This is a genomic window from Acinetobacter sp. WCHAc060033 (genome assembly GCF_004209125.1).
GTDB lineage: Bacteria > Pseudomonadota > Gammaproteobacteria > Pseudomonadales > Moraxellaceae > Acinetobacter > Acinetobacter wuhouensis.
On the sequence record NZ_SGSW01000018.1, the window covers coordinates 72,340 to 83,725 of the forward strand.

Here is an 11,386-nt window from a genome sequence, read left to right on the forward strand (position 1 = left end):
TGATTGTCAATTAATTTAATAATGTTCGTTATAAAAATATATGTGAAGTTTATGGCAAATTCAGAAGAGCATATTCAAGTATCAGAAAAGCAAGATATTCATCCAGAATTGAAGCGACGCCGTGGTCGCCCAAAATGCTTTGATGAGCAGGAAGCTTTACAAAAAGCCATGATGCTCTTTTGGAAATATGGTTATGAAGCGACTGCGATGAGTGATTTAACCAAAGCCCTAAACCTCACAGCACCGAGTATTTACAGTACCTTTGGAGATAAATCACAGCTGTTCCACGCATGTTTAGATTATTATTTAAAACATGAAGCCTGTTCACTGGACTTGATTTTTCAACAAGCTGAGACTGCGAAAGTTGCAATTGAAATCTATCTCTATGAAAATCTTAAAAAATTGTTGCAACAGGATAAACCGACAGGTTGTATGTTGGTGACTGCAACGATGAATTGTTCGGAGCAACATCAGCCACTTCAGCATGATTTATTGTTAAAAAGACAACAGGTTAAAGAAAAAATTTATCAACGCTTACAGCAGGGTGTCGAAGATGGCGATTTAAGCTCAGATGCTGATATTCAAGCCATGACGGATTACTATTCAACAGTGATTCAAGGTTTGACTATGCAAGCGCGTGATGGCGTTGCGATAGAGCAATTGGAGAATGTTGTGACTTTGGCACTTAAAACATGGACATTGTTTTAAGCTTGGAAAGAATAACACGTGTCTGAAATCCGCTATTGATGTCTGAAATACGATATTTAAATTAATTCCGACTTCTTTGATAATGTTTAAAACAACCTTGAATTGCTAAAATTATGTACACCAATAGTAAATCGATGTGGTGGGCAGTCAGCTTACCGATCTTTGCCGTTTTAATCTGGTCAATGAATATTGCTGTAACACGCTATGTTTCGGATTATATTTCGCCTGTCAGCATTAGTTTTTATCGTTGGTTGGTGGCATTCGTTATTTTAACACCGTTTATGTTGCCAAAAGCGTGGCAGCAACGCCAACTCATTCAACAGCATTTTATGCAATTTGCTGTATTGAGTGCTTTTGGTATGGTGTTGTACCAAGGTTTAGCTTATAGCGCGGCGCACTATACGACAGCAACCAATATGGGGATTATCAACGCTTTTATACCTGTATTTACCATCTTTGTTTCAATCCTCATTCTTAGAGAAATTCCGAATCGTTTCGCTGTCGTCGGAAGTCTTTTGTCTTTCTTTGGGCTACTTTACGTCATTAGTCGAGGAAGTTTCGCCAACCTTGCCCAATTGGGAGGGCATTGGGGCGATGTACTGATGGTGATGGCAGTGTTCTTTTATGCTTTTTATGGGGTATTCCTAAAAAAATGGCAGTTAAAAGTTCCCTTACTGATTAGCTTATATGTGCAAATTGCATTTAGCTTGGTCTATCACTTACCGTTTATTTTGTATTTCGGCTTGGATTCAATTAATCATGACAATGTTGCCAGTGTGCTTTATGCAGGTATTTTCCCATCGTTGATGGCACCTTTATTGTGGATGCTCGCTGTGCAATATCTTGGTCCTAACCGTACCAGTATTTTTATGAATTTGATGCCCGTGTTTACCGCTATTATTGCTTATTTTTGGTTACACGAAGATTGGACGGTTTCGCATACAATCGGTGGGGTAATTATTTTACTCGGAATTGCATTGGCGCAAAAAAAGTCACTTAGTGTCAAAAATAGTACATAAGTCGAATAATTTTAGGTTGTTTTTGGTGGAAAAGTATGCAATTAAACCCAAATTTAAAATATTTTTAGCACTCAATTTATTCGAAAATAATCATCCAATTTATTTAAAAAGTTAAATACTAAAATAAATTGAATTACTTAATTTTATTGGTTGATCGAATTTTCTTTGTATCGCAGGTTTGAGGCTAAGTATGTGAAGATTAATACATTTGTATTAAAAAAGTATTTGTAGCATAATCTTTCTATCGAGATTGATTAAGTTTTACTTAAACTAAAATCTCAATCAATTTGTCATACCCTCTGGATGTGGTTAAACGCATCCTTTTTTATGCTCAGCCAACCCTATATATGGCTGAGTTTTTTTTTGCTTTTTTATTGAAAATATTAAAATTTGTCATGTAATTTATATTGTAAAAGTAAAGTATTAAGCACGGATAATTGCACCTGTAGATGCATCAATAATTTTACTTGGCTCACGGCTTAAACCTAAATCACCATTTAAATAATTGAGATCAGAACCAAAGTATTGGTTTGCCTCTTGTAATGATCGAGCAGGCTCTAAACCTGCGGGATTAGCACTGGTTGAAACAATAAATCCATTAAATGCATTACAAAGCGCGGTGCATAAAGGATGGTTGGTGACACGGACAGCCACTTGAGGGTGGTCGCCTTTAATCCATGCAGGGATTTGGTCATCGGCAGGGAGTAACCATGTGGTGGCACGTTCTGTTTTTGAACGTTGAGTCCATGAGTGAATGATTTGCTCACGAATGGTAGGATCGATATCAGTGAGCAAATGTTCAACTTGGGAAAATTGTCCAGCCAATAAAATGACGCCTTTTTCGATTGGACGTTGTTTTAATTTTAAAATCTCTAAGAACGCTGTTTCATTATAAGGGTCACAGCCCAGACCCCATACTGCCTCTGTTGGATAAGCCAATACTTTACCTTGTTGAAGAACTTGAGCAGCTTCAGCAACTGAGGTTGTAATCATTGAGATTCACCTTGTCCATTATTTGAGTAAAGGACTATTGTGAACCTTAATGACTCGCTCGGCAACGTAAGTAACGTCCAGACTGCTGAATACACAGCCCTAAAAGTTCGAGTTCCATCAGGTAACTGGTTAATTCAGCAGTATTTAATTGAGTTTTTTGCACTAGTGAATCTAAATCTTGCCCAATCCAATCAAGCGACTGATAAAGACTAAATAAATGAGCTGGAATTTCAGGTGATAGTCTGACTTCTGCACGTTTTTCAGTATTTTCAACATGTTGTTCGCAATGCCACTGTGTAGGTAAAGCGAGGTCTTCAACAATTTGTTCAGGGTGGTCGACAAGAATTGCGCCTTCACGGATCAGTTGATGACAGCCTTGATGATGCTCACCATAAATATGTCCAGGGATCGCGAAAATGATTTTACCTTGTTCTGCCGCAGTTTGCGCCGTGATCAGTGAGCCACTGCCCAATTGTGCTTCTGCAACCAGTACCCCTAAACTCAGCCCGCTGACGATACGATTGCGATAAGGGAAGTTTCGTTGAATCGGTTGGGTTTCAGGTAAGTATTCAGTAATGACTGTGCCTGAGTTTTGCAAAATTTGTTCTTGTACATGCTTATTTTGACTTGGGTAAATCAGATCTAAGCCTGTTCCAATCACAGCAATAGTTCGATGATTTTTTAAGCCACCCATATGGGCTGCTTCATCTATGCCTTGCGCTAAGCCACTGGTGATAAAAAAGCCCTTTTCACTGAGATAATAGGCAAAATCATAAGCCACTTGTTTACCATGTGGGCTAGGTTTGCGACTGCCTACAATCGCGATTTGCGGTTGGCTTAAGTTTTGGAAAGAGCCTTTACCAAATAATATCGGCGGATGATTGTCAAAAGCTAAGAGTTGCTGGGGGTAATGAGGATCTGTGTCTAATAGAATAAAATCAGTATGTTGTTTTATTTTATCAATACAAATTTGAAATTTAGCTTCGCCGTTTGAGCTTAAATACTCATTGGCTCGTTCAATATGACTTTTATGAATTTTTAGTTCAGACCATCTCGCTAAATTTTCAGCTTGAATCGCCTGTTGAATAGAACCGAAATAAGTTTCTAATTTCCGAAATGCGCTGAGTGAATGTTGAACCAAATACCAAAGTTTGATGGTATTGAATTGATCATCGGGTATTTGATTCAACATATTCAAATCACACTATATATAGATCATTTTTGACAAAACTCAGTTGTCAGAAATTGCAGGCGGTCGGATGTCCGCACCAACTTTAATCGGCAAACTGCTGTCTAAGATATAGGCATAGCTGAGGTGGTCAAAACTTTTGAAAATCATTAATGTACCAATATGTTGACCTGGTAATTTAATCGTTTCTTTGGTTTTTGGATCGCGTACAGTTTCACCTTGTTGGTAAATACTAAATACCTGACCTGACTGAGCCCCTTGTAAACTACCACGGTCAATGGTGACGACACTGTATTGTGCTGCTGTGCCAATCGAACCTTGAACACGAACGACTTTGCCACCAGAAGTCACTTGATTGGTTGTTGTTGGGTAAAATAGGCTCGGTAATTCAGCATCATAACGTGGCAGGACATAATCACCTTTACGGACTTCAGCATTGTAGCTATCTGTCAGTTCAAGTGTGGTGACATCATTTTCAGACGCAGAAGCAACCGCTGAAGCAACTTCAGTTAATTCAAGACCTGCATTGAACTTCTTACCTTCCGCATTTACAAATGTATAAGGTTTGCCTTCACGGTAAACACCATAGCGTTGTCCGACAACTAAACCATTACCACGTGCATAAACAGTTTGACCTGCACCTGTAATGACACGATTATCTGCCGCACCCACGGTATAAGGAATGTTTTGTAAAGATTCTGGATTGACCACAATACTGTGTTCTAACCAAGGTTTAATATCTGACAATGGAATGACTGAAATCGCATTATTGATTGATTCAACGCGTACTTGAGGTCGTAAAGATGCGCCACCTTGATGACGACGGATAATTCCTTCACAACCATCACCTTCATCGACCCCAATCAAAGGACGACCATCCAGCGTACAAAGCAATAATTTATCGCCAGGATAAATCCAATGTGGATTTTTTACATGCTTATTGCTTGCCCAGATTTCAGGCCAACGCCACGGTTTACTCAAAAATTTTCCTGAAATATCCCACAATGTGTCGCCACGCTTCACCACATAGACATTTGGCGCATTGGCTTTGAGCGCAGGTGGGTTAGTATTCGGGCTTGCATGTGTTGCTTCCATGTAAGTGAATCCTGCACTTAAACATAGTGTTACAGCAAGCAAGTGCTTCTTGAACCCCTTGGCATGAAAGTTCGTTATGCCAGATAAAACCTTTTTCATTATCATAATTCCTAAAATTATGTATCTATATGCGTTATAATACGCATATTACAGACATTTTTTTAATGAAGCACACTCTTCATTTAGTTTTAAGATCAATGGCATAGCAACAGAGGATTCAGTATGGCCTTATTACCTATTTTAAGTTTTCCTGATCCCCGTTTACGCACCATTGCAAAACCTGTCGATACAGTGACTGACGAAATTCGCCAATTAGCTGCCGACATGTTTGAAACCATGTATGAAGCACCAGGTATAGGTCTGGCTGCGACACAGGTCGATCATCATATCCAACTTATCGTCATGGATTTGTCTGAAAATAAAGATCAACCAATGGTGTTCATTAACCCCAAAGTAACGCCCCTTACAGAAGAAACATTACCTTATGAAGAAGGTTGCCTCTCTGTCCCACAAATATACGATAAAGTTGAGCGTCCGTCACGCGTAAAAATTGAAGCAATTAACCTTGAAGGCAAAGCTTTTGAGCTAGAAGCGGATGAACTTCTTGCTGTTTGTATCCAACATGAAATGGATCACTTAAATGGTAAGTTATTTGTCGATTATTTATCTCCTTTAAAACGCCAACGTGCGCGAGAAAAAGTCGAAAAAATTGTGCGTCAGCGTGAAAAGCAAAAAGTGCCCGCGAAGCGTTAATGATTAGATTCTGAATTAAGTTTTTGAAATTTTAGTATTTAACATTTTCTGTTGTTTACAAAGCCCAATTTTGATTGGGCTTTGTTATACTTGTCGCCGTAAAATGTTGAGATGAACGTTTTGTTGAGATTAGGCTTACTGTTGGGTTTTACCGCAGTATTTTTACAGATTGCTGTATTTCTACAGCCTTTGCTACCGAAGCAATATCAAATTGCTCCGGTCTGTGAAACTATTTCTCAAGCTTTAACAGAAAGTCATTTTTATGAAAAGCATCAACAAAGTTCGCACCATCAACATCATTTAGCATCGCATGATTCTGTATTAGATAATTCTGTAATACACGGTTCTGCGATGAATCAGCTTTCAGCACATGCCGATCATCACGCTGAAACCTCTACAAGTTCTCATCACCATGACGCGGGTCATCAGTGCCAATACTGTACGGTGTATGGTAATTTGGTTTTACCGCCTGAACTTGAAGTCAAAGAAGTTTTAGATCGTATTCAAGTTCGTTTATTTGCATTTCAAAAAGCATTTCGCCATGTTTATTTTGTTCTGCAACGCCTATTTCTGCTCCCTCAAGGGCGAGCCCCACCCGTTTTCGCTTAAATCACAACATGTTTTCTAGGGTCTTGACTGACTCCAGCCTTGTTTTAACCAGATTTAAGAGAAAGAAAATGTCTCAGCCTCAATTTTTTTTACAGCCTTTAGCGGCTGCGATTTGTGTTGCTTGTTATTCATCAACTGTCTTTGCTCATGAGCAAGAGAACACAACGCAACTTGCCCCGATTGTAGTAACTGCACAACTGAATAATGATGCCAATGGTCTGATTATCCATGCAGATCCAAAACAGCCGATTCAACCTGTGCCTGCAACTGATGGCGCAGACTATTTACAAAGTATTGCTGGGTTTAACTCGATTAAAAGTGGTGGAACCAACGGTGATGTGACCTTCCGAGGTATGTTTGGTTCACGCATTAAAATTTTAACCGATGGTACTGAAAATCTCGGTGCTTGCCCTGCACGTATGGATGCGCCAACTTCGTATATTCAACCTGAAAGTTTTGATCGTATTTCAGTGATCAAAGGCCCTCAAACCGTTCAATATGCCAATACAGGCTCTGCTGCCACGGTTATTTTTGAACGCGAGAAGCCAACATTGACAGAAGATAAAAACTATCAAGGTCAAGCCAGTGTGTTAACGGGCTCATTTGGACGTCTGGATCATAATGTTGAAGCAACTGTTGGTGATAGCCAAAAATACATTCGTTTAAATGCCAATCGTTCAGAATCGAATAGTTATAAAGATGGTGATGGTCATTCTGTTCCATCTTCATGGGAGCGTTGGAATACAGACTTGGCATTAGGTTGGACACCGAATGACGATACTTGGATTGAGTTGACGGGTGGTAAAGCCGATGGTGAAGCTGAATATGCAGGTCGTGAAATGGATGGCTCACAGTTTGCACGTGAAAGCTTAGGGCTACGTTTTGAAAAGAAAAATATCACCAATGTGATTAAAAAAATCGAAGGGCAGGTGAACTATAGTTATAACGATCACGTGATGGATAACTTTAGTTTACGTACACCTGAAATAAAACATGATCATATGACTCATGAAATGTATTTAGATAAATCTTCTATGCAAGTGACACGTCGTACTTTAAACACACGTCTTGTGATGACTTCGGAATGGGATAAACTCAGCCTGATTACAGGTGTGGATACCCAGCAAAATCATCATGCAGGTGCTATGACATCTCGTATGATGGATATGCCTTTGGCGACCAATATGAAGTTTCATTCATATGGTGTATTTGGAGAACTTGCTTACCAATTTAATGATGCCTATAAATTGGTGACAGGCGGGCGTATTGATCAAGTCAAAATTGATGCACTCAAACTCAATGATGAACGTAAAGAAACACTTCCGAGTGGATTTATTCGTTTGGAGAATCAACATCCTGAACATAATGCCAAATCTTATATTGGTTTGGGTTATGTAGAGCGTGTACCTGATTATTGGGAGTTATTCAGTACAGCTCATGGTAATACGGGAATGCCTACGCCAGCTTTTAATGATTTAAAAAATGAAAAGACTTTGCAGTTGGATCTAGGTTATCAGCATCAACATGGTGCATTCAGCTCGTGGGTATCGGCATACACAGGATTGATTAACGACTATATTTTAATGAGTTATCATAATCATCCAACTTCAGGTGGACATGATCATGGTTCATCATTTAGTGCTGGTGCTAAAAATGTCGACGCAACCATTGCAGGTGCTGAAGCAGGTGTGGGCTATCAATTTACTGATACGATTCAAGCAGATCTAAGTGCTATGTATGCTTGGGGTGAAAATACAGATACGAATAAGCCATTACCGCAAATTGCACCCTTAGAGGCTCGTTTGAATGTACGTTATGTACAAGATAAATATTCATTGGGAATGTTGGTTCGTACTGTGGCAAAGCAGGATCGTATTAGCCTAAATCAAGGTAATATCGTGGGCTATGACATGGGTGAGAGTGCGGGTTTTACCACTTTGGCGCTGAATGCTTCATATAATATTCAGAAAGATTTAAATCTTGCGATCGGTGTGGATAATGTTTTGGATAAAACCTATACCGAACATTTGAATAAGGCAGGCAGTTCAGGCTTCGGCTTTGCTTCGAATGAGCAATTTAACAATACAGGACGTAATTATTGGGCGCGTCTGAGCATGAAATTTTAATTCATTGAAATATTTTAAATTTGAGGACTTTATATGAGTAATGACAGCAATAAACTCTCCCCTGAAAAATCATTTTGGGGATGGCCACTCTTGGTTGTTGCGATTATTTTAAGCTGTATTTTTATGGGAATTTTCTATTTGGCAATAGAGAATGAGCCAGATTACATGCCGAGTAAGCAACAGAAATCAGCCCAGCAACATGATATGTCGCAAATGAATCAAGACATGAAACATGACAATATAGCGCATGAAGGTATGAGTCACGCTTCGATGAGCCAAGAGGATATGGCAAAGATGGATCATATGAATGCTTCAGCTTCTGAGCCAAAGCACGGTCATCATCAATAAATTTTAAATAGTTAGATCAGTGAAGAATAAGGAAGAGAACATGCTTCCTTATTTTTTAATTTTGAAAAGGCTACTGATGCATACTTGCCAATTGCTTTCCTGCATTTTGATAAAGCTCTAGGCTGTATTCCTGTTCTGCACGACCATGTTTTTGTAAATAACGATCCAAAACACCAATATGCTTTGCACCATTATAGAGAACGGTGTTCTTCGCCATGAGATAGAATGGATACCAAGCGAGGGTGCGTGGTTTTAACCCCAATTTTTTCATCTTTTTGGGGCCAATAAAGAGTTGAGTGACATCTAAGTGATTTTGGTAAGCTTTTTTCTGTAAAAAGGTATTGAAATGTTTGTATTGACGTTCGAAGGGTTCTTTGGATAGTCCTTTTGCCAAAACTCGACTACTTTCATCAACCTTTGGATGGGCAAAATCCAACCACTGCATCCATTTCCATGCTTCTGATTCTTTATCAACGAGCCATTTATCATCGATGCCCATAAGCCAACCCGCATATTTCCAAAAATGCATAATAGCTTCGGATTCCGCTTTGCTTGGGAATATCCCAATCGCACGAACTCCAATCAATAATACAGCACTAAATGCAATATTGGTCATGGCTTGATCGTATTGATTGATTGGCTCACCCCAAACTTCTCGATCCCAATCTTTAGATTTATTCAGTTGATAACGGACTAAAGAATGAATGAAACGGACATAAACTGTTGATGTAAAACCCTCATTAAAACGAGAGAAACTATTGGGTTTATTGACATCTAGCCACCATTTATGTGTTTCAGCCAGACGCTTCCCTGCATATTTGCTCAATGCGCCCGTCGCAATCAAAGGCTGATTGAAGCCTGGATATTGATAACCCGTCATTAATGCCAAATCACGAAGAATATAAGTTCCATTAGCACCTAGTCGGTGTGTAAATTGAATGGCTGTCTCAATTTTAACAGGGTCAAACCACATTGGCTTTTTTTCAACTAGATTAAAAAACTCAGTGAGGACAGGCTCTTCTTGAGGCAGTTTGTCGATACCTTGATAAAGTGCTGTTTCAAATAACTTACGATTTTGGCGAGGATTGGTCATGACCCATTGCATGACTTTATCCATCGGAACATCACCTGTTTGTAATGCCGCATTTAAGGAAATGTATTCTTCATAACTGGGTTGAGCTTGCTGATTTGTCAAATAATTAAAAATTTTAAATTTAATATTATTTCGTGACATTTTTTCAAAAGGTGCTAAACGCGTCGGTTTAATTAAAGTTTGCATTTCTCGTTTGACCTGTTTATTGTTTAATCAAACTCTAATATGAATAATTATTCGCATTCAATTCGCATTTGAATGAGGGCGCATGATGAGAAAAAAACCACAACAACAACGCGCAAAAATGATTGTTGAAAGCATTCTTGAAGCGACTCAAATATGTATTGCTGAACATGGATTGCTCAATGTGACTACACCTAAAATTGCTGAAAAATCAGGTGTCAGTGTTGGTTCGATTTATCAATATTTTGGTAATAAAGAAGAAATCATTCAGGAGCTTTTGCGCCGTAAGAGTGAGCAACTGGGTTTGGCGCTCAAGCAGATTGCGATTAGCCAAGAAGATTTAACGATCAGAGAAATTATTCCACTTAGTATTCAATTCGGTTTTGACATGATGAAAGCCGATGACGGCTTCTTTATAGAAGTGTTGAAACATTGGCATGGTTATAACAATTCAGATGCTTCCAAAATTTTAGAAAAACATTTTTATGAAGTCGGTTTATACGTATTTAGTCGGTTTTTTAAAGATTGGAGTTTTGAGACACTCAAGAACAAATCTTTTGTCATTATCAATAGCACTTTATTTACTATGATGCGTTATGTCAGTAACAATAATTTTCTGATTTCAGAACAACAGTTGAAAAAAGAACTAACCACGATGATTTTGGCTTATTTAGAGATTGATTCAAAACTGTAAAAGTCTTAGATGAGCTATAACTTAAATCGACCTATGACTTTAAATAGGCAGTGAAGAACGCTTATATAGACATTCTTTTAAAAAAATGACGTTTACAGCGTGATTCTTTCTTGTAGAGCGTAAATAACAGGAAAACATATAGTCATGTTCTATTGATTTGAAACTTGTTGTGGTGAGTACGTTGTATAACACGGTTGTATTTTTAAGCAAAAAAGTAGAATTTTGAATAAAAAAAGCGGATTTTGCAGAATAAATAAACAGACAACACACTTTTTTATAAAAAAATGAAAAAGGGGGTTGCACCCCATCAGAAATGCTGTAGAATGCACATCCATCGGCGGTGATGAAGATTAAAACTTCTGATAAAACAGTGACTTAGTTGAGATTGATTGAGTTGGGTTTTAGGAAGAAAGTTTAAAATAATTTGAATTGCTAGTTGACTTTGAAGAGATTTAGAGTAATATAGCCGGCCTAGCTTGATGCTGACGAAGCATTGAGAAGATCATTAAGAGAATATGAAGAACAACTTGTGTGGATTTTTACTGATTGATTGATCGAAATATTTTCATTGATTGA

11 protein-coding genes are annotated in these 11,386 nt (G+C 38.4%); 7 read left to right on the forward strand and 4 right to left on the reverse strand.

The features are described 5' to 3' along the window. The first annotated feature begins 51 nt into the window (after window positions 1-51). Window positions 52-708, forward strand: coding sequence for a TetR/AcrR family transcriptional regulator (locus tag EXE10_RS10070; RefSeq protein ID WP_068975657.1), 657 nt, complete (start codon window positions 52-54; stop codon window positions 706-708). A gap of 134 nt (window positions 709-842) precedes the next feature. Next, a complete protein-coding gene (locus EXE10_RS10075) occupies window positions 843-1,727 on the forward strand; it encodes a DMT family transporter (RefSeq protein ID WP_130113276.1) in 885 nt (294 codons plus the stop codon). A 423-nt stretch (window positions 1,728-2,150) separates the two neighbouring features. On the opposite strand, the gene EXE10_RS10080 is transcribed toward EXE10_RS10075, so the two are convergent. From EXE10_RS10080 to EXE10_RS10090, 3 genes are read right to left on the reverse strand one after another with little or no spacing between them, the layout of a single operon-like run. Further along, a complete protein-coding gene (locus EXE10_RS10080) occupies window positions 2,151-2,720 on the reverse strand; it encodes an L-threonylcarbamoyladenylate synthase (RefSeq protein WP_130113269.1) in 570 nt (189 codons plus the stop codon). Window positions 2,721-2,766: 46 nt separating this feature from the next. Then, a complete protein-coding gene (gene dprA, locus EXE10_RS10085; protein ID WP_130113270.1) occupies window positions 2,767-3,912 on the reverse strand; it encodes a DNA-processing protein DprA in 1,146 nt (381 codons plus the stop codon). Window positions 3,913-3,951: 39 nt separating this feature from the next. Continuing rightward, window positions 3,952-5,103, reverse strand: a complete 1,152-nt coding sequence (locus EXE10_RS10090) for a LysM peptidoglycan-binding domain-containing protein (protein ID WP_087554102.1) — start codon at window positions 5,101-5,103, stop codon at window positions 3,952-3,954. Between the two features lie 123 nt (window positions 5,104-5,226). Here EXE10_RS10090 and def point away from each other — a divergent pair, with 123 nt between their 5' ends. The 4 genes from def (at window position 5,227) to EXE10_RS22145 (ending at window position 8,840) form a co-directional block, all read left to right on the forward strand. Beyond that, on the forward strand, window positions 5,227-5,757 hold the full coding sequence (gene def / locus EXE10_RS10095) for a peptide deformylase (protein WP_068975662.1): 531 nt from the start codon (window positions 5,227-5,229) through the stop codon (window positions 5,755-5,757). 120 nt (window positions 5,758-5,877) lie between these two features. After that, complete coding sequence (locus tag EXE10_RS10100; RefSeq protein WP_416346102.1) at window positions 5,878-6,366, forward strand: DUF2946 family protein; 489 nt, start codon at window positions 5,878-5,880, stop codon at window positions 6,364-6,366. Between the two features lie 68 nt (window positions 6,367-6,434). Continuing rightward, on the forward strand, window positions 6,435-8,492 hold the full coding sequence (locus tag EXE10_RS10105) for a TonB-dependent copper receptor (RefSeq protein WP_130113272.1): 2,058 nt from the start codon (window positions 6,435-6,437) through the stop codon (window positions 8,490-8,492). Window positions 8,493-8,525: 33 nt separating this feature from the next. Beyond that, window positions 8,526-8,840, forward strand: coding sequence for a DUF4199 domain-containing protein (locus EXE10_RS22145; RefSeq protein ID WP_130113273.1), 315 nt, complete (start codon window positions 8,526-8,528; stop codon window positions 8,838-8,840). A gap of 70 nt (window positions 8,841-8,910) precedes the next feature. Here the strand turns inward: EXE10_RS22145 and EXE10_RS10115 are convergent, their stop codons facing one another. Further along, window positions 8,911-10,119, reverse strand: coding sequence for an oxygenase MpaB family protein (locus EXE10_RS10115; protein ID WP_130113274.1), 1,209 nt, complete (start codon window positions 10,117-10,119; stop codon window positions 8,911-8,913). 85 nt (window positions 10,120-10,204) lie between these two features. Between EXE10_RS10115 and EXE10_RS10120 the strand changes: the two genes are divergently transcribed. After that, a complete protein-coding gene (locus EXE10_RS10120) occupies window positions 10,205-10,810 on the forward strand; it encodes a TetR/AcrR family transcriptional regulator (protein ID WP_130113277.1) in 606 nt (201 codons plus the stop codon). Window positions 10,811-11,386 lie beyond the last annotated feature (576 nt).

What these genes read in the sequence shown, in the direction of transcription:
- def (WP_068975662.1), top strand. Translation starts at nt 5,227, where the DNA reads ATGGCCTTATTACCTATTTTAAGTTTTCCTGATCCCCGTTTACGCACC.
- EXE10_RS22145 (WP_130113273.1), top strand. Translation starts at nt 8,526, where the DNA reads ATGAGTAATGACAGCAATAAACTCTCCCCTGAAAAATCATTTTGGGGA.
- EXE10_RS10090 (WP_087554102.1), bottom strand. Translation starts at nt 5,103, where the DNA reads ATGAAAAAGGTTTTATCTGGCATAACGAACTTTCATGCCAAGGGGTTC.
- EXE10_RS10070 (WP_068975657.1), top strand. Translation starts at nt 52, where the DNA reads ATGGCAAATTCAGAAGAGCATATTCAAGTATCAGAAAAGCAAGATATT.
- dprA (WP_130113270.1), bottom strand. Translation starts at nt 3,912, where the DNA reads ATGTTGAATCAAATACCCGATGATCAATTCAATACCATCAAACTTTGG.
- EXE10_RS10075 (WP_130113276.1), top strand. Translation starts at nt 843, where the DNA reads ATGTGGTGGGCAGTCAGCTTACCGATCTTTGCCGTTTTAATCTGGTCA.
- EXE10_RS10080 (WP_130113269.1), bottom strand. Translation starts at nt 2,720, where the DNA reads ATGATTACAACCTCAGTTGCTGAAGCTGCTCAAGTTCTTCAACAAGGT.
- EXE10_RS10115 (WP_130113274.1), bottom strand. Translation starts at nt 10,119, where the DNA reads ATGCAAACTTTAATTAAACCGACGCGTTTAGCACCTTTTGAAAAAATG.
- EXE10_RS10105 (WP_130113272.1), top strand. Translation starts at nt 6,435, where the DNA reads ATGTCTCAGCCTCAATTTTTTTTACAGCCTTTAGCGGCTGCGATTTGT.
- EXE10_RS10120 (WP_130113277.1), top strand. Translation starts at nt 10,205, where the DNA reads ATGAGAAAAAAACCACAACAACAACGCGCAAAAATGATTGTTGAAAGC.